Below are 17,306 nucleotides of genomic sequence, written 5' to 3'. Positions count from 1 at the left end.
TCAACCTCCGATCCTGCCGGTCAGCGCCACCTTGAAGGTGCGGCCCTTGCCCTGTTCCGTCGCCGCCGACGTCGACCATGCGCTTTGCGGGTCGGTGTAGGCGGTGTCAAAGACGTTATCGACAGCGAAATCGAGCTTGGCGTGGTCGTTGATCCGCCAGTTGGCAAAGACGTTGATCAGATCGAAGCCGTCATCGACGATTGTCGGCTCGTTCGGCTGGGTGCGGTTGGTGCGCGTGATCTTGCCGACGCTGAGATATTGCGCGCCGACGGTGAGCTGGTCTTCGAGCATCCTGAAGCCGAGTGTTGCCGAGAAGCGGTCGAGCGGCGTGTTGGTCAGCGCCTGGCCGGAGTAAACGCCGCTGACGACCTTGGCGTCGATGAGGGCGCCGGCAAGGTTCACGAAACCCCAGCCATAGTCATAGACCGCCTCAGCCTCGATGCCTTTCAGCCGGGCGTCGCCGATATTGATCGCCGTGCGCGTTACGTCGGGGCGCAGGTCGACTTCGATGTAATCCTCGACATCGGTGTGGAAGACGTTGACCTTGGCACGAAACAGGTCGCCAGCGGCCAGTATGTCGTCATATTTCAAATTGACGCCGGCTTCCCAGTTCCTCGCCGTTTCGGGCTGAAGAAGCAAATTGGGCACGTAGGTGTCGCCAGAGCCGTGCGCACCGCCGCCGCGATAGACGTCCTGCAGGCCCGGTGCCCGGTAGCCTTCGGAATAGGTGCCATAGAGCTGGAAGCCTTCGAGCGGCGTGACGCCTACGGTGAGGCGCGGCGACCAGCGGTCGCCCGACATCGAGGCTTCCTCCGGCGGCACGGTCTTTGTCTCACCGTCGAGCTGGTAGCCGTCATAGCGCATGGCGGCGATGAGCTGCAGCCAGTTATCATAGTCGCCCTGCCATTGCAGGAAGCCGCCATAGCCCTGTTGTTCGCCGGCGCCGAAATGTGCGGCTTCCGACGAGGCTTCCAGATAGTAGTAGTCGAGCCCGTAGGTGAGCGTATGTGCCATCTCCCAGGCGTCGAAGCGCGAGGAGTTCTTCACGTTGAAGCCCGTCGTGGCGACGTCATAGTAGCGGAAGTTGCCGATCGCGGAAGTCGGCCAGACCTGTGTCTGCTCGGCGCGCGTGCGGTTGTGGTAGGCATTGGCACTGAAGTCGATCAGCTCGTTGTCGTCCGGCTTCCAGGTGTAGGCGGCCGTGTAGGTCTGATTGGTTGTGTCGGTGTCGTAACGGCTGAGCGTCGGCGAGGTCGAGCCGCTCGATCCGGTGATCTGGTCGCTGTAGCGCTGCAGGATGGCGCCAAGCTTCAGCTCGTGACCGTCGGCCGGCCGCAGCGTTGCCTTCATATAGCCACTGGTGATGCGCTCGCCGGTCCACGGCACCGTGTCGCCATTGCCGTCGGTGTAGCTGTCGCGGTCGCGATAGATGAGATTGCCGATGATGTCGGCGTCGTCGCTGAAGCGGTAGGCACCGGTGGTGCTGGTGGTGAAGCCGTCGCCATTGCTCTCATAACCGAGCTTCTCGCTCAGCGCCCAGCGTTCCTCCTGCTTGAGGAAATCGCCGGCATCCTTGGTTTCGAAGGAGACGACGCCGCCGATGCCGCCCGAGCCATAGGCATTCGAGACCGGGCCGCGAATGACTGTCGCATCCTTGATCAATTCGGGCTCGACATAGAACGAGCCCGAGCCGTGGCCGACGCGCCAGTAGTCCTGGCGGGCGCCGTCGAGCGTCACCACCACGCGGCCATACTGCTGCAGTCCGCGAATGTTTATGGCGGTCGCCGGATCGTCGCCGTTCATCGAGGCGGCAACGCCGGGGGTGGTGCGAAAGATGTCGGCGGCGGTGTCGGGCTGGATGCGCTCGAGCTCTTCCTGATCGACGGCACTGATTGCTGCCATCGAGTCGATGACAGCCGTCTTGATCATCGTCGCCGAAATGGTGATCAGATCGAGCACGGTCGGCTCGTTCGCTTCGGCCTGGGAGGGCTTGGGCGGACGGTCGGCCTTGGCGGCGGCGCCTTGCTTCTGCTCCTCCTGCGCGGCGGCGGGCGGCGCGGCACACAGGCCGAGTCCGAAGGCGAGCGCGGTGCTCGCCATCAAGGTCTTGTTGCTTGTCAGTCTCATAGCGATGCCGCCCCCGGAAAAAGCAAGATTGCTGGCGGCGGCCGTCGGCCCTGGCTGGCATGATGGAGATGCCTCGACCGGCGGTCGGGCAGGGCTACTTATTGAAACATGATGACATTAGTCAACTTTAATTTTATAGGCCACGACCATCTTCCAGGATTTTTAACCACAGGAGCGAAATGGCATGGTCGGCAGTGATAGCGGGTGCGGGCAAATGCGCTGGTTTCGGCCGGGCAGTATGGCGGTGCTGCTGTTGGCGTTTTCTGTTCTTGCGCCGTCTTGTGGGTTCAAGGCGCTGGCCGCCGAGACGGTCGTCGATGCATCAGGGCGGACAGTCGCGACCGGTCCGGCAACCAGGATCCTGACGCTCGGTTCCGACGTTACCGAAATCGTCGATGCGCTGGGCGCCGGCGAGCGGATCATTGCGGTCGATCGCGGCAGCAAATATCCCGCTTCCGTCGCGCAAAAGCCCAATGTCGGCTATCGGCGCCAGCTCTCGGTTGAGGGTCTGGTCGGGCTTCGTCCCGATCTGATCCTGGCGGCCGAAGACAGCGGGCCGCCGGAGGCCGTCGAGGTGCTGAAGTCGCTGGCGATCCCCGTCGTCTTCGTGCCGGAAGACAACAGTCCACAAGGCATCGAGCGCAAGATTACCCTGATCGCCGCAGCGCTTCGCCTTGAGGACAAGGGCAGGGAGGTTTCAAGGCGCGTGCTCCATGCCTTGCGGGCAGCCGCCGATCTCACCGCAAAAATACCGGCCGAGCGCCGCAAGAAGGTGGTGTTCTTCCACGGCCTCGTGCGGCTCAGCGCGGCCGGCGCCGGCACGGCGGCCGATGCGATCATCCGTTATGCCGGCGGCATCAATCCGATGGCTGTCGTGAAGGGCTACAAGCCGGCGTCGGAGGAGAAGCTGGTCGAAATGGCGCCCGATGTCATCCTGATGATGAGCGACGGCAAGGGCGGCCCGACCGCCGAGCAGGTGTTCGGCACACGCGCGCTGAGCGCCACGCCGGCGGCGAAGACAAAGACGCTGATCGTGCTGGACGGCGCCTACATGATCGGCTTCGGCCCACGCACCGCCGACGCGATCCGCGACCTGGCGCAGGCGCTGTATCCAGAGGTCGCGGACGCGGATTGAGGAACGCCGCTAATTTGATGATGCCGGCCTGATCTGAGTCTCCACATGGCCGCTTAATCCAGCCGGACCTCTGATTCACTGCCACTTCTCGGCCGGCGCACTGTTTTCTCAGAGGCGCTTGCCGGCCGAACAAAGTTGCCGGGCCGGCACAAACATTGGCATGATATTCTAGTCCGCCCGCTTGACCGCGAACGGCCTCTCCAGCCTATAATTCTACTAAATTCATAGATTAAGTGAATTTAGACGCCGTGGCATTCGCGACCAAGCCTAACAAGGTGAGAATGCCGCAATGCCAGACGCCCAAAGGGAGAGCATCGATGCCGAAAACCAACTCCAATCCTATCGATCTCGGCACCAGTGCCGCCGATTTCCTGCTGCCGGATGCCAACGGCGCGCTGCATCGGCTCGCCGATTTCGACGCCAAGCCGGCGCTGCTCGTTGCCTTCATCTCCAACCGCTGCCCGTTCGTCGTGCTGATCCGCGAGGCTCTCGCGGCGTTCGCCAACGACTATGCCGACAAGGGGCTGCAGGTGGTGGCGATCAACGCCAACGACCATGAGGCGCATCCCGAGGAGACGCTGGCCCGGATCGGCGAGGAGGCGGAGAAATTCGGCTATGGCTTCCCCTATCTCAAGGACGCTTCACAGCAGACGGCGAAAGCCTATGGAGCGGCTTGCACGCCCGATTTCTTCCTGTTCGCGGCCGACCGGCGGCTCGCCTATCACGGCCAGTTCGACGATGCGCGGCCGGGCAATGGCAGGCCGGTGACGGGTGCTGATCTGCGCACCGCCGTCGACGCGGTGCTGAAGGGCGAAACGCCGGCCGCCGACCAGGTGCCGTCGATCGGCTGCAACATCAAGTGGAGCGCCGGCAACGAGCCGGTCTGGTTCTCCAGGGTGGCCTGAAAGCCCGACCTGCCGCCCTCGGCCGGCCACCAATTCCCCTTTCCGTGAGTGATCATGCCGAAGACTGCCAGAGCCGTCCGATCCGCTCCCGAAAGGCTGCACCTCGCAGCCGATGTGCTGGTGCTGGGCGGTGGTCCGTCGGCCGCCTGGGCGGCGGTCGCCGCGGCTGAGAACGGTGCGACCGTGGTGTTGGCCGACAAGGGTTATCTCGGCACCAGCGGCGCCACGGCGCCGTCGAACACCGGCACCTGGTGCGTGCCGCCGGGCGACAACAGGCATGCGGTGGTCGAGCGGCGCTGGCAGCGCACCGGCGAACTCGCCGACCAGCGCTGGATGCTGCGCTGCGTCGACACCGCCTACCGCAACCTGCTGCAACTTTCTGAGTGGGGCTATCCGTTTCCGAGCGAGGATGACGGGCGGCTCTACATCGCCAATCTGCGCGGGCCGGACTATATGCGCTTCATGCGCCGCCGGGTGCTTCTGGCCGGCGTCACCGTGCTCGATCATCATCCGGCGCTCGAACTCCTGTCCGACGGCGATGCGATCGTCGGTGCGGCTGGGGTCGGCCGCCAGGTCGAGCGCGACTGGCGCGTCGATGCCAGGGCGGTCGTGCTGGCAACCGGCGGCTGCGCCTTCCGCGAACGCATCCTCGGCTCGACCGGGCTGACCGGTGACGGCTATCTGATGGCTGCGGAAGCCGGCGCCAGCCTGTCGGGCATGGAGTTCACCGGCAAATACACGCTGGCGCCGCATGGCTCGTCGCTGAACAAGGGCCTGCCGTTCCGCTGGGCCTCGTTCCACCGCGAGGACGGTTCGCCCATCCTCGGCCCGACCGGCGAGCCGCTCCGCAACGGCATCGGCGACCGTGAGGAGGAAGTGGCGCGTGCGCTGATCGAGGGGCCGGTCTATGCACGGCTCGATCAGGCCGAACCCGCGCTGCAGGGTTGGCTGCGCCAGGGACAGCCGAATTGCTTCGTGCCCTATGACCGCGCCGGCATCGACCCCTTCAACGATCTGTTCCGCATCACGCTGCGCGCCGAAGGCACGGTGCGCGGCACCGGCGGCATCGACATCGTCTCCGACGACTGCGCCACCGGCGTGCCCGGCCTGTACGCTGCCGGCGATGCGGCCAGCCGCGAGATCATGACCGGTGCGGTGTCGGGCGGCGGTGCCGTCAACTCGTCTTGGGCGCTGGCCAGCGGCTGGTGGGCGGGCAAGGGTGCCTCGACCCACGCCAGGCGCCGCGGCGGCAAGGCGTTCCGCAGCGAGGTGCAGCCGCTCGGCCAGGCCGGTCTGCGGCCGGCGGCTTCGCCGCGTGCCGATGTTTCCGCAGGCGAGGTGATAGAAGCCGTGCGCAATGAGGTCACACCGCTCGACAAGAATTTCTTCCGCAGCGACACCGGCCTGGAAAAGAGCGGCGAGCGGCTTGAGACGCTGTGGCGCGACGTGCGCGATCACCTGCAAGGCGAGGGACTGGAGCGGATCCGCACGCGCGAAGCCGCGTCGATTGCTGCCGCCGGGCGCTGGTCGATCGCTGCCGCACGTTATCGCAACGAGAGCCGCGGCATGCATCGCCGCACCGATCTGCCGGGCAAGAACCCCGCCTTCGCGCACCGGCTGGTGATCACCGGCGTTGATGATTTCCGTATCGCTGGGGCGCCCGAACGGTTGGCGGAGCTGGCGTCATGATCGAGATCGTCTCGGCCACGCGGTGCGTCGAATGCGACATCTGCGTCAAGGTCTGCCCGGCCAATGTCTTCGACGCGACGGGCGGCGTGCCGGTGGTCGCGCGGCAGGAAGACTGCCAGACCTGCTTTCTCTGCGAGATCTACTGCCCGACCGATGCGCTCTACGTGGCCGAGGTCGCCGAAGGTCCGACCGGCATCAGCGAGGCGGAGGTCGAGGCACGTCATTTGTTCGGCGGCTATGCCCGCGCGCTCGGCTGGAGGCGGGGCAAGGCTGGCGGCTCGCAATTCGACCCGACGCACCGCATCCGCGTGGCGCAGTGAAACGATCGGAGACAGACATGGACCGCATCGTCGTCAGTGACATCAAGAAGACTTTTCGGCTCAAGCCGGGACAATCCATCACCGTCGATGGCGAGACGACCGACCGCGTCACCGTGCTCGACGGCATCGATCTCGCCATACGCAAGGGCGAGTTCATCACGCTGGTCGGGCCGAGCGGCTCGGGCAAATCGGTGCTGCTCGATATCATCGGCGGGCTTACGTCGGCGACCAGTGGCGGTGTCCAGCTCGATGGCAGGCGGATCACCAGGCCGGACCCGAAGACCGGCTATGTGTTCCAGCAATATGCGCTGTTTCCGTGGCGCACGGCGCTGTCCAATATCGAATATGCGCTGGAAGTGCGCGGCGTGCCCAAATCGGAGCGCACCGCCACGGCCCGCCATCTTCTGTCGCTGTTCGGCCTTGCCGGTTTCGAGGACCGCTTCCCCAACCAGCTTTCCGGCGGCATGCAGCAGCGCGTGGCGATCGCCCGGGCACTCGCCAGCAATCCGGAAGTGCTGTTGATGGACGAGCCGTTCGCCGCCCTCGATCAGCAGACGCGCGAGATATTGCAAGGCGAGCTGCTCAGGATCTGGGGCAAGATCAAGACCACCGTGATCTTCGTCACCCATTCGATCGACGAGGCGATTTTCCTGGCCGATCGGGTCGTCGTCATGACAGCACGCCCGGGCACGGTGAAGGAGATCATCGACATCGACCTGCCGCGGCCGCGCGACGGCGATATCCGCGCAAGTGCGGCCTTCAACAATCACCGCGCCCGCGTCTGGGAAGTGCTGCGCGACGAAGTCAACAAGGCGCAAAAGGACTGGACGCTGTCGCCGGCGTTCAGCCACTGAGGAGTTTGGCATGGCCTATCTGACCGAAAAGTTCGGCCCTGCCGGCGGCTTTCATCCGTTTGCCGGAGCCGGTGAAGCGGTGGCCGCCGCCAGGGTCCCGGCAATCAAGGCCCGCAGCGCTACCCCGGCCGTCAGGCGCAGGAGAGGAGCCGGCTTCGGCACGTTCATCTACGGCCTGCCGCTGCTTGGCCTGTTCTTTCTCACCTGGGAGATCGCGCCACGGCTCGGCTGGCTGAACCGCATCTTCTTCCCGCCGCTGAGTGAGGTGCTGGTCGCGTGGTGGGATCTGCTCGCCTCGGGCGTGCTGGTCGAGCATATCGGTATCAGCCTGCAACGCGCGGCCATTGGTTTCGCGCTGGGCGTGGTCGTTGCCATCCCGCTCGGCCTGCTGATGGGGCGCTATTCGCTGTTCGAGAAGGTCTCCGATCTGCTGGTGCAGACGCTGCGCAACACTTCGCAGTTCGCGCTGCTGCCGGTGTTCATCCTTCTGCTCGGTATCGGCGAGGAATCGAAGGTGGCGATCACCTTCTACTCATCGGTGTTCTTCCTCCTCGTCAACACGATCAGCGGCGTCAAGTCGGTCGATCCGCTGCTGATCAAGGCGGCGCGCTCGATGGGCACGTCCGACTTCGACATGTTCAGGAAAATCATCCTGCCGGCCAGCATTCCCTCGATCGTCGCCGGCGCGCGGCTCGGCGTGAAATCCTCGCTGTTCGCGGTGATCGGCGCCGAGATGCTGGCCGCCAAATCCGGTCTCGGCTTTCTCATCCAGAACTCGCAACTGATGATGGAAACGGCCGACATGTATGCCGGCATCCTGACGCTCACCGTCATCGGCCTCGTCGTCAACTACCTGCTCGTCTGGTTCGAACGCTGGGCAACCGCCTGGAAAGGCCAGTCGGAAGCCTCAATGATTTGAACCAACCAAGCAGTTCATGCCAATCAGGAAGGAATTTCAGATGCCCAGGATATCTTTCAGTGCATTACGCCGATTGCTCTTGCAGGGCGCCATAGCCGCGGCCGTCGGCGGCTCTGTCGTTGTCGCTCCCGCCTTCGCGCAGGACAAGCCTGAAGTCATCCGCATCGGCAGCACCGCACCGGGGCATCTCAAATTCATCCTCGCCCAGCAGCATGGCTGGTGGGAAAAGGAATTCGCCAAGGACGGCATCAAGGTCGAACTGGTTACCTTCAACGGCGGCTCGGAGGCGACCACCGCATTGGCGACCGGAGCGATCGAGGTCACCTATACCGGGAACAATCCAGCGCTGCGCGTCGCCGCGTCCGGCGCCGACGTCAAGCTCATCGGCGTGTCGAGCTATGTGAAGGCAGGCGGCTCCTCCATCATCGTCAAGACCGACTCGCCGCTAAAGACGCTGCAGGATCTGAAGGGCAAGAAGGTCGCTTATCTCACCGGCACGGTACGGCATTCGAATTTCAGCAAGGCGCTGAACAGCGTCGGCCTGACGACCAGCGACATCGAAGGGCTGAACCTACCCTTCGAGGCGTCAGGGCCCGCACTGCTGCGCGATGACATCGATGCCATTGTCGAGACTGACTCGACGGCGGCCAAGCTGGTCGACACCGGCGAGGCCCGCGTGCTCTACGACACCAGCACGCGTCCGGAATGGAACGTGCCGAACGTCATCTCCGTCAACGGCGCCTTCGCGGCGAAATACCCCGATCTCGTCAAGCGGCTGCTGAAGGTCGATATCGAGATTTCGCGCTGGGCCGACGCGCATCCCGACGAGACGATCAAGACCTTCGTCGAGGCGACCAAATCGTCGGAAAAATCCGTCCGCAAGACCTACAGCCAGGGCCTGTTCTACCAGGATCCGAAGCTCACCGACGATGCGATCGCGGCGCTCAAGGGCGAGGAGAAGTTCATGGCCGGCGCCGGGCTTTTGAAAGGCTCGATCGATTATAGCAAATGGGTCGACAAGAGCTTTGTCGATGGTGCTTATACGGAAGTCGCCGCCGTCCAGTAGACTTAGTTGAAAATGCTGCGGGGCTGCGCCAGCCCGCGCGGCCTCTCTCTCATCCCTGAGGTTCCGTTCAGATCTCCGGGATGCTTTCCCTGAAGATCACCTGCAAGCGCGGCTGGTGCAGTTCGTAAGGCAAGCCCCTGACCGCGTGGCTCAAAGTGTTCAGTGCTTCGCGGGCCTCGACGCGCGGGTTCTGGTCGATGACCGCGTCGAGCGTTCCGTCGAGTAGAAGCTCTTTGGTGCCTTCCGTCACCTCGTGGCCGAGAAACACGGTCGATAGCGCGCGCCCGCGCTCCTTCAGCGCCCTGGCGATGCCGGTGTTGCCGGCGCCGACATTGTAGATCGCGGCCAGATCCGGATGCCGGTCCAGCAGCGCGGAGGCCTCTGAATAGGCCTTTTCCCGGTCGTCGAGCATTTCGCGCATCTCGACGATCTGCAAATTGGGCGATTCCTCCGTCAGGATGTGGCGGAAGCCCATCTCGCGCTCCTCGTGGCCGCGATAGGAGAGCGAGCCGGCGAACAACGCGACCTTGCCCGGACGATCAGTGCCCATGAAGCGGTTGAGCAGATAGCCGGCGAGGCGGCCGGCGGCACGATTGTCGATGCCGATATAGGCAACCCTCGGCACGTGCAGGATGTCGGACGCGATGGTGACGACCTTGACGCCGCTGGCCGACAGCGAGCGGATCGCTTCGCGGACGGTCGGATGGTCGAGCGCAATGACGCCGACGCCTTGCGTCTGGCCATGCAAGTCCTGCAGCAGGCGGGCGAGCCGGTCGGGATTGAAGCCTTCAATCGTGGCGACGCGCACGTCGAGATCGGGCCGCGCCTGCGCCTGCGCTTCGATATGCCGGTGCAGCATCTTGATGAAGGAATTGGTGCCGGCGGGCAGCGCGAAGTCGAGCCGCATGACATCGCCGGGCAGCGCCGTACGTGAGTTCGGGCTGTTCGAATTTTCGGCGATGTAGCCTAACCGCTGCGCCGTTTCGAGCACGACTTCGCGGGTGCGCGCCCTGACGCCGGCGCGGTTGTTGAGCACACGGTCGACCGTGGCGGCTGAAACACCGGCTTCCCGGGCTATGTCTGTCAGCGTGGACCGCACAGTCGATCACCTCATGCTAGGGCGCTACGGGCGCATCAAAATCACGGATTTTAACGGACGGATGCCGGACGATGATTTCATTGCCATCCGCGATTCTGATGGGAAATGATGTATCCGGCCTTAGCCGATGCGCAAGCCGGCGCGCTACACCAAATCGCCTGGGCGGACCACAACTTGCTGGCGTGGTGCATGATTCCCTCAAATGCAAGCATCGGATGCTGTATGGTGATCTCAGCAGAATGCATTTTTCCTCCTCGATTGCGATGTTATGACGTGTTTTGATTATTTATGATGTTGACAGCCTTATCCCAGTGCCGTCAATATCCATCACGAGGGCCATGGAGGAACAAGGCCCGAGGGAGGATTTCCAATGTCGAATTTAATCCGCATGTCGCGGCGCCGTTTGCTGGCGTCCGGTGGAAAGGCGGCAGTGCTTGTTGCCGCAGCAGGTATCGCGCCAAAATTCATCCGTCCCAGCCGCGCCTACGCCGCCGACGCACTCGCGCCGGGCATGATCGGCGGCCCCACGGGCTTCGACGGCTCGGAGCGCTATCAGTATGGCCCAGATACGCCGGAAGGCCGCGCCATCGAGGCGGCCAAGGCGATGAAGGGTGCCGGCAAGGCGCCGGCCAAGATTGTGCTCGGCCTGTCCGACGGCTCGATCGGCCAGCTGACGCAGCCGTTTCCCGCCGGCGCGCCTTCGATCAAGGATCTGTGGGAAAAGGAAACCGGCATTCCGCTCGAGATCGTCGGCGTGCCGAATGGCCAGGAATTCACCAAGACGATGCAGGACATCTCCACCAAGGGTGGGGCCTATGATATCTACGCGGTCGAATGGAACCGCCTCGGTGACCTAGCCGAAACCGGCGGCATCCTGAAGCTCGACGACTTCGTCGCCCAGCATAAGCCGGAATGGGACGACCCCGAGCGCGGCTATGTCAACGGCGCCAAGGGCGTGTCGCTGCTCAACCAGTATCGCGGCTCGACCTATGGCGTTTCGCTGGATGGCGATTTCCAGACCTGGGTCTACCGCACCGATCTGTTCGGCGACGCGGCCGAGAAGAAAGCCTTCTCCGACAAGCATGGCTACGAGTTGGCGCCGCCGAAGACCTGGAAGCAGCATGACGAGATCGCGGCCTTCTTCCAGCGCCCGGACAAGGGCCTGTTCGGCTCGACCGATCTGCGCAACCAGGGTTGGGGCTACACCAACTGGTACCAGCGTTATGTCTCAATGGCTTCGCCAAATCAGTTCCTGTTCGACGACACCGGCAAGGCGCTGATCAATTCCGAGCAAGGTATCGCGGCGACCAACGAGTACATTGCATCGCTGGTCCACCATTCCCCGGATGCGATCTCGTGGGGCTGGCCGGAACAGTACGGCAATTTTGCCAAGGGCGGTGCCGCCATGACCTGCGCCTTCTCCAACCTGCCGAAATTCCTCGACAATGCCGGCAACAAGGATTCAGCTGTAACCGGCAAGATCGGCTCGATGCTGCCGCCGGGCCGCGAGATCGACGGCAAGCTGATCAGCCGTTCGGTGCTTTGGCTCAATCTGTCGGCTTCGGTCTCCTCGCAGGCCAAGAATCCGGAGGCCTGCTACCTGTTCCTGCAATGGCTCGGATCGAGCCGCATCTACGCCTGGATGACCGCCAATCCGGGTGGCTATTTCGATCCGTTCCGCCTGTCGGATTTCTCCGACCCGCTGGTCCGCCAGACCTACCACGCCTACCACATGGATGTGGTGCGCGAGACGGTCGCCCGCACCGTGCCGACCATCAACTACCCCGGTGCCACCGCCTTCCACAATGCGCTGGACGAGAACCTCGTCGCCGCGTTGACCAAGGCAAAGACCGCCGAGCAGGCGATGGCCGACACCGAGGCCGAGTGGAAGAAGATCGCGCGCCGGACCGGCGAGGAGAAGCTTCTCGAAGCCATCAAGACCAACAAGGAGGCATGGCCCACCGTTCTCGATCCGATCAGCTGATCCTCCCAGGATCGCGCCAAGGGAGGGGAAGAGTTGCTCTTCCCCTCCGCAAACGATGGTACCAGCAAAGCTGCAAGATGAAGCGTTCAATTCCCTTCGAGATATTCCGCTATGCCGCAATATCAGCGGCAATGGCGGTGACGCTGGTTCCGATCCTGTGGATGGTGTCGATGGCCTTCAAGCCGATCGCCGAATGGTCGGCGACCGGCGCTGACCTGACCTGGTGGCCGAAGAACCCGACACTCAGCAATTTCCGCTTCGTCTTCGGTGAATCGACCAACAATTTGATCGTCGCGCTCGACCGCACCGCCCTGAAGCCGATCCTGTCGTCGCTGCTGTCGGCGGTATTCGGGACGGCGATCGCCATGTCAGCGGGCACTGCAGCGGCCTACGGGCTATCGCGCTTCGGCTCGGGCCAGAACCTGCCGCTGGCACTGATCCAGCTTCGCCTGTTTCCGCCCATGGCGGTCATGACCCCGGTGATGATCATGTGGGCCTTCCTCAACTTCACCGACAGCTGGTGGGGGCTGTCGCTGATCTACGGCATCGTCACGCTGCCTTTTGCCTTCTGGCTGATGAAGACCTTCTTCGACGACATGCCGCGCGAGATCGAGGAGGCAGCACTGGTCGAGGGCTGTTCGCGGTTGCGAGTCTTCACCCGCATCACACTACCGATGATGCGCGCGCCGCTGGCCAGCGCCGCGCTGTTTGTCTTCATCCTTAACTGGTCGGACTATCTGATCGCGCTGCTTCTGACGACGCGCGAATGGGTGACGGTTCCCGTCTACATGGCGTCGCTCTCCTCCTCGATGACCGGACAGCTCTATGGCGCCAAGGCCGCGCTCGGTCTGATCGCCGCGGTGCCGCCGGTCATCATGGGCATCGCCATCCAGCGTCATCTGGTGCGCGGGCTGACGTTCGGGGCGCTCAAGCAATGAGCGCGGTGACTGCGACGATTTCGGAGGACGTGATGAAGACCGTCCAGGCAAAGCCAGCCTTGCGGGACGAGGGCGCAAAGCTCGGCTTCCGGCTGACATTGCCGGCGCAGATCCTGGTGCTGTTCATCGCGGTCTTCCCGCTGTTGATGCAGCTCTACATCAGCCTGACCGACTGGTCGCCGCTTTCGGGCCTCGGCTGGTGGAGCGCCTGGTCGCTATGGAACAATTTCGCCAATTACACCGACCTTGCTGTCGACGCGCGCTTCTGGAGCGCGCTGAAGCGCACGGCCATCGTCATGATCGTCTGCGTGCCGGCGGAATTCCTGCTGGGTCTCGCGCTCGCCACGCTGTTTGCCGACGAGTTTCCCGGCAAGCGGATCTTCTACTCGATCCTTCTGATGCCGATGATGGTGGTGCCGGCTGTGGCCGGCTACATGTTCTTCATGCTGTTCCAGTCCGGTGGACCGGTCAACGACATCCTGTCATCGATATCAGGCTTCCCCGTCACCATCGCCTGGCTTTCGGACCCGACGCTGGCGCTCATCGCCGTAATGGTCGCCGATATCTGGCAGTGGACGCCGCTGATGTTCCTCATCCTGCTTGCCGGCCTCGTCGGCGTGCCCGAGGACCAGATCAAGGCGGCGACGCTGCTCGGCGCCAATCCCTGGCAGCGCTTCGTCACCATCGTGCTGCCGAAGATGAAGACTATCATAATCATCGCGCTGGCGATCAGGATGATCGAGAACTTCAAGATATTCGACACGCTCTACATCATGACCGGCGGCGGCCCCGGTGTCGCCACCGAGACGATCTCCGTCTACATCTACAAGCTCACCACGCAGGACCTGATCTGGGGCTATGTCGCGGCGATCGCGCTGGCGATCCTGATCGTGCTGTCCATCGCCGCGGTCTTTACCATGAAGCGCATGGCCCGGGCACGCGAGGTGACGGCATGAGCGCCATCCATCTGCAGAACCTGGTCAAGAAATTCGGCGACTTCACCGCGCTGAAGACGATGGATTTGGCCATCGCTGATGGCGAGTTCATGGCGCTGCTCGGGCCGTCCGGCTGCGGCAAGTCGACAACGATGAACATGATCGCCGGCATGGAAGAGCCGACGGGTGGCAAGATCCTGTTTGGCGAGCGCGACATGGCCGGCGTGCCGATGGGGCGGCGGGGCGTCGGCTTCGTCTTCCAGAACTATGCGATCTTCACCCATATGACGGTGCGGCAGAACCTCGCCTACGGCCCAAAAATGCGCGGCGCGCCAAAGGCCGAGATCGATCGCCGCGTCGGCGCCATTGCCGAGATGCTGCAACTGACGCCGCTGCTCGACCGCAAGGCCGACCGGCTGTCGGTCAATATCTTGCAGCGTGTGGCGATCGGCCGTTCGGCGATCATGGAGCCGGCGATCTTCCTGCTCGACGAGCCGCTGTCCAACGTCGACGCAGCCTTCCGGGCGGTCATGCGCACCGAGCTGAAGCAGTTGCAGCGCCAGTTCAAGCAAACCATGGTCTATGTCACGCACGATCAGCTCGAAGCCATGTCCATGGCCGACCGTATCGCGGTGATGGACCATGGCGTGCTGCAGCAGGTCGGCACGCCGCTCGAGGTCTACAACAATCCGGCCAATGTCTTCGTCGCCCGCTTCATCGGTGCGCCGGGCATGAACCTGCTCAGGGGCAGGCCGGCGGAAAGCGACCGTGGCCTGGTCATCGATCTCGGGCCGCTCGGCGCGACGCCGCCGCTGCCGGCAGAAATCGCAGCCGCCGTGCGGGGCGCGCGGGGCGATGTGCTTTACGGCTTCCGACCGGAACAGGCGACGCTGGTTGAAGGCGGCCAAGGTCTCTCCTTGCCGGTAACCTTCGTCGAGCGCATCGGCGCGCGCACCATCGTCCATCTCGGCCAGGGCGAGAGCGCGGTGAAGGCGGTGTTCGACAACGATGTTGGGCTGGCCATCGGACAAACGGCAGTCGTCGCGCCGGCCGTGCAGTCGGTGCGCGTCTTCGACGCCGCGACCGGCCTTGCGATGATAGCGGGCTGAGACCATGGCCGATATCGTCTTCCGCAATGTGACGAAACGCTACGGCAACACGCTCGCCGTCGACGACGCCTCGTTCACTGTCGACGACAATGAGTTCTTCTGCTTCTTCGGCCCGCCGCTGTCGGGCAAGTCGACGGTGCTGCGCTTGGTGCTCGGGCTTGAAACGCCTGACGCGGGTGAAATCCTGATCGGCGGCAGGCCAGTCAGCACCGTGTCGCCGGCCGAGCGCAACATCGCCATGGTGTTCCAGAACCTGGCGCTGTTTCCGCATATGAGCGCGCGCGACAATGTCCGTTTTCCCCTGGTCGAACGCCGGGTCGACGAGGCCGATATAGAAAGGCGTGTCGCCGATGTCGCGGCCAAGCTGCATATCGGCCACATCCTGCACAAGCCGCCGGCGCAGCTGTCGGGCGGCGAGCGGCAGCGCGTGGCGATCGCCCGCGCGCTGGTGCGCGATCCCAATGCCTATCTGATGGACGATCCAATCTCGGCGCTCGATGCCAGGCTGCGCGAGGAGACGCGCGTCGAGCTGAAGCGCATCCAGCGCGAGCTCGGCAAGACGCTGATCTATGTCACCCACGACCAGGAAGAGGCGATGTCGGTCGCCGACCGCATTGCCATCCTGGAGGATGGCAAGATCAGGCAGATCGGCGCGCCGGCCGAGATCTATGATCGCCCGGCCAGCACCTATGTGGCGCGGCTGCTCGGCTCGCCGATGATGAATATCTTGAAATCGGTGCGCGGCGAGGGCGGCGTCGAGGCGGCGGAAGGCGCGATCCGTATCGCGGACAAGGCTGCTCCGGCCGATGCCGTCGAGATCGGGCTCAGGCCGGAAGATATCAAGGTCCGGCCATGGCTGGATGGGGAAATATCGGATGGGCGCGCGGGCCGCCCGGCGCGGGTGTTCGAGGTCGAGCCGCTTGGCGGCTACACCGTGGTGACGCTCGCTGCCGGGCAGGCGCGCCTGAGGGCGCTGCTGCGTGGCCAGCCGGACATAAGGCCGGACGCCATGGTGGCGATATCCTGTGAGCCGGCCAGAGTGCATTATTTCGGGCAAAGCGGCGGAGCGCTGGCACGATGACGGCGGCTGCAAGAAACGAGCTTCGGGAGGATCAGATGGCAAACAACGGGTTCGAGCCGGACGTGAAGGTCCGCACGAAAGAGTATAGAATCGGCTGCGTCGGCGCCGGCATGATCATGGCCGAATGCCATCTTGCTGCCTATCACGATGCCGGCTTTCCGGTGGTGGCGATCGCCTCGCGGACCAAAGCCAGCGCCGAGAAGGTCGCAAGGCGCTGGGAGATCCCGACCGTCCACGGCATGCCTGAACAACTGATCGAGGACGAAAATGTCGAGATCATCGACCTTGCCTTTCCGCCGGACCAGCAGCCGGCGCTAATCCGGCATGCGCTGAAGCAGAAGCACATCAAGGCGATCCTGGCGCAGAAGCCGCTGGCGTTGTCGCTCAAGGATGCAATCGAGCTGCGCGACGAGGCGGCCAAGGCCGGCAAGATCCTCTCGGTCAACCAGAACATGCGCTATGACCAGTCGATGCGCGTGCTGAAGCAGATCATGGACAGCGGCGCGCTCGGCGACATCGTCTTCGCGCAGATCGACATGCACGCGATCCCGCACTGGCAGAGCTTCCTCGAGGACTACGATCGGCTGACGCTCGCCAATATGAGCGTCCACCACCTCGACGTGCTGCGCTTCCTGTTCGGTGATCCCCTGGAGATCACCACGCTGACCCGCAAGGATCCGCGCACCCGCTTCGATCATTCGGACGGCATCACCGTTTCGACGCTGCGGTTCCCGTCCGGCGTGCTCGCCGTGTCGCTGGAGGATGTTTGGTCCGGCCCGCGCCAGGAGGGCTACAAGGACGACCAGCACATCAACTGGCGCGTCGACGGCACCAAGGGCGTCGCCAAGGGCACGATTGGCTGGCCGACTGGTTCCGCCTCGACGCTCACCTATGCTTCGACCGAAACCACTGGCGGCGAATGGGTGACACCCAGCTGGGGCACGATGTGGTTCCCGCATGCCTTCATCGGCGTGATGGAGCAGCTCCAGCACGCGGTGAAGACGGGTGAGCCGCCGGCGCTTTCCGTCGCCGACAACGTCAAGACCATGGCGCTGATCGAAGCCGGCTACCGCTCGATCGACGAGGGCCGCACGGTCAAGCTTTCCGAAATCTCGACAAACCCAATCAGCTGAATCACTTACAGG

At 63.7% G+C, this 17,306-nt stretch carries 15 protein-coding genes; 13 read left to right on the top strand and 2 right to left on the bottom strand.

Going from position 1 to position 17,306, the window contains the following annotated elements:
* A complete protein-coding gene (locus CIT25_RS00635; RefSeq protein WP_095482655.1) occupies positions 1–2,127 on the bottom strand; it encodes a TonB-dependent hemoglobin/transferrin/lactoferrin family receptor in 2,127 nt (708 codons plus the stop codon).
* A gap of 184 nt (positions 2,128–2,311) precedes the next feature.
* Here CIT25_RS00635 and CIT25_RS00630 point away from each other — a divergent pair, with 184 nt between their 5' ends.
* The 7 genes from CIT25_RS00630 (at position 2,312) to CIT25_RS00600 (ending at position 9,015) form a co-directional block, all read left to right on the top strand.
* Complete coding sequence (locus CIT25_RS00630) at positions 2,312–3,262, top strand: heme/hemin ABC transporter substrate-binding protein (RefSeq protein ID WP_095482654.1); 951 nt, start codon at positions 2,312–2,314, stop codon at positions 3,260–3,262.
* Between the two features lie 317 nt (positions 3,263–3,579).
* Positions 3,580–4,167 (top strand): thioredoxin family protein, encoded by a 588-nt coding sequence (locus CIT25_RS00625; protein WP_095482653.1) that lies wholly within the window; start codon positions 3,580–3,582, stop codon positions 4,165–4,167.
* Between the two features lie 54 nt (positions 4,168–4,221).
* The gene (locus CIT25_RS00620; RefSeq protein WP_095482652.1) at positions 4,222–5,856 is read left to right on the top strand and encodes an FAD-dependent oxidoreductase; all 1,635 of its coding nucleotides are present in this window, start codon (positions 4,222–4,224) and stop codon (positions 5,854–5,856) included.
* Positions 5,853–6,176 (top strand): 4Fe-4S dicluster domain-containing protein, encoded by a 324-nt coding sequence (locus CIT25_RS00615; protein ID WP_095482651.1) that lies wholly within the window; start codon positions 5,853–5,855, stop codon positions 6,174–6,176. The genes CIT25_RS00620 and CIT25_RS00615 overlap by 4 nt, the downstream gene beginning before the upstream one ends.
* A gap of 17 nt (positions 6,177–6,193) precedes the next feature.
* The gene (locus CIT25_RS00610) at positions 6,194–7,030 is read left to right on the top strand and encodes an ABC transporter ATP-binding protein (RefSeq protein WP_095482650.1); all 837 of its coding nucleotides are present in this window, start codon (positions 6,194–6,196) and stop codon (positions 7,028–7,030) included.
* A 10-nt stretch (positions 7,031–7,040) separates the two neighbouring features.
* The gene (locus tag CIT25_RS00605) at positions 7,041–7,949 is read left to right on the top strand and encodes an ABC transporter permease (protein WP_095482649.1); all 909 of its coding nucleotides are present in this window, start codon (positions 7,041–7,043) and stop codon (positions 7,947–7,949) included.
* Between the two features lie 40 nt (positions 7,950–7,989).
* On the top strand, positions 7,990–9,015 hold the full coding sequence (locus CIT25_RS00600) for an aliphatic sulfonate ABC transporter substrate-binding protein (RefSeq protein ID WP_095482847.1): 1,026 nt from the start codon (positions 7,990–7,992) through the stop codon (positions 9,013–9,015).
* A gap of 67 nt (positions 9,016–9,082) precedes the next feature.
* On the opposite strand, the gene CIT25_RS00595 is transcribed toward CIT25_RS00600, so the two are convergent.
* Positions 9,083–10,114, bottom strand: a complete 1,032-nt coding sequence (locus tag CIT25_RS00595; protein ID WP_095482648.1) for a LacI family DNA-binding transcriptional regulator — start codon at positions 10,112–10,114, stop codon at positions 9,083–9,085.
* A 370-nt stretch (positions 10,115–10,484) separates the two neighbouring features.
* On the opposite strand from CIT25_RS00595, the gene CIT25_RS00590 reads away from it, so the two are divergent.
* The 6 genes from CIT25_RS00590 (at position 10,485) to CIT25_RS00565 (ending at position 17,294) form a co-directional block, all read left to right on the top strand.
* A complete protein-coding gene (locus CIT25_RS00590; RefSeq protein ID WP_095482647.1) occupies positions 10,485–12,098 on the top strand; it encodes an extracellular solute-binding protein in 1,614 nt (537 codons plus the stop codon).
* Positions 12,099–12,175: 77 nt separating this feature from the next.
* Entirely contained in the window at positions 12,176–13,036 is an 861-nt protein-coding gene (locus CIT25_RS00585) for a carbohydrate ABC transporter permease (RefSeq protein WP_095482646.1), read from the top strand.
* On the top strand, positions 13,033–13,992 hold the full coding sequence (locus tag CIT25_RS00580) for a carbohydrate ABC transporter permease (RefSeq protein WP_095482645.1): 960 nt from the start codon (positions 13,033–13,035) through the stop codon (positions 13,990–13,992). The genes CIT25_RS00585 and CIT25_RS00580 overlap by 4 nt, the downstream gene beginning before the upstream one ends.
* The gene (locus CIT25_RS00575; protein WP_095482644.1) at positions 13,989–15,080 is read left to right on the top strand and encodes an ABC transporter ATP-binding protein; all 1,092 of its coding nucleotides are present in this window, start codon (positions 13,989–13,991) and stop codon (positions 15,078–15,080) included. The genes CIT25_RS00580 and CIT25_RS00575 overlap by 4 nt, the downstream gene beginning before the upstream one ends.
* A 4-nt stretch (positions 15,081–15,084) precedes the next feature.
* Positions 15,085–16,161, top strand: a complete 1,077-nt coding sequence (locus CIT25_RS00570) for an ABC transporter ATP-binding protein (protein WP_095482643.1) — start codon at positions 15,085–15,087, stop codon at positions 16,159–16,161.
* A 35-nt stretch (positions 16,162–16,196) separates the two neighbouring features.
* A complete protein-coding gene (locus CIT25_RS00565) occupies positions 16,197–17,294 on the top strand; it encodes a Gfo/Idh/MocA family protein (protein WP_095482846.1) in 1,098 nt (365 codons plus the stop codon).
* The last annotated feature ends 12 nt before the right edge of the window (positions 17,295–17,306 follow it).

Origin of the sequence: Mesorhizobium mediterraneum (assembly GCF_002284565.1) — a bacterium.
In the GTDB taxonomy this organism is placed as follows: domain Bacteria; phylum Pseudomonadota; class Alphaproteobacteria; order Rhizobiales; family Rhizobiaceae; genus Mesorhizobium; species Mesorhizobium mediterraneum.
The sequence above is the reverse complement of the archived record's forward strand: the minus strand, read 5'-3'. Positions and strand labels throughout refer to the sequence as shown.

What these genes read in the sequence shown, in the direction of transcription:
- CIT25_RS00590 (WP_095482647.1), top strand. Translation starts at nt 10,485, where the DNA reads ATGTCGAATTTAATCCGCATGTCGCGGCGCCGTTTGCTGGCGTCCGGT.
- CIT25_RS00600 (WP_095482847.1), top strand. Translation starts at nt 7,990, where the DNA reads ATGCCCAGGATATCTTTCAGTGCATTACGCCGATTGCTCTTGCAGGGC.
- CIT25_RS00580 (WP_095482645.1), top strand. Translation starts at nt 13,033, where the DNA reads ATGAGCGCGGTGACTGCGACGATTTCGGAGGACGTGATGAAGACCGTC.
- CIT25_RS00630 (WP_095482654.1), top strand. Translation starts at nt 2,312, where the DNA reads ATGGTCGGCAGTGATAGCGGGTGCGGGCAAATGCGCTGGTTTCGGCCG.
- CIT25_RS00585 (WP_095482646.1), top strand. Translation starts at nt 12,176, where the DNA reads ATGAAGCGTTCAATTCCCTTCGAGATATTCCGCTATGCCGCAATATCA.
- CIT25_RS00625 (WP_095482653.1), top strand. Translation starts at nt 3,580, where the DNA reads ATGCCGAAAACCAACTCCAATCCTATCGATCTCGGCACCAGTGCCGCC.
- CIT25_RS00570 (WP_095482643.1), top strand. Translation starts at nt 15,085, where the DNA reads ATGGCCGATATCGTCTTCCGCAATGTGACGAAACGCTACGGCAACACG.
- CIT25_RS00635 (WP_095482655.1), bottom strand. Translation starts at nt 2,127, where the DNA reads ATGAGACTGACAAGCAACAAGACCTTGATGGCGAGCACCGCGCTCGCC.
- CIT25_RS00575 (WP_095482644.1), top strand. Translation starts at nt 13,989, where the DNA reads ATGAGCGCCATCCATCTGCAGAACCTGGTCAAGAAATTCGGCGACTTC.
- CIT25_RS00615 (WP_095482651.1), top strand. Translation starts at nt 5,853, where the DNA reads ATGATCGAGATCGTCTCGGCCACGCGGTGCGTCGAATGCGACATCTGC.
- CIT25_RS00565 (WP_095482846.1), top strand. Translation starts at nt 16,197, where the DNA reads ATGGCAAACAACGGGTTCGAGCCGGACGTGAAGGTCCGCACGAAAGAG.
- CIT25_RS00605 (WP_095482649.1), top strand. Translation starts at nt 7,041, where the DNA reads ATGGCCTATCTGACCGAAAAGTTCGGCCCTGCCGGCGGCTTTCATCCG.
- CIT25_RS00620 (WP_095482652.1), top strand. Translation starts at nt 4,222, where the DNA reads ATGCCGAAGACTGCCAGAGCCGTCCGATCCGCTCCCGAAAGGCTGCAC.
- CIT25_RS00610 (WP_095482650.1), top strand. Translation starts at nt 6,194, where the DNA reads ATGGACCGCATCGTCGTCAGTGACATCAAGAAGACTTTTCGGCTCAAG.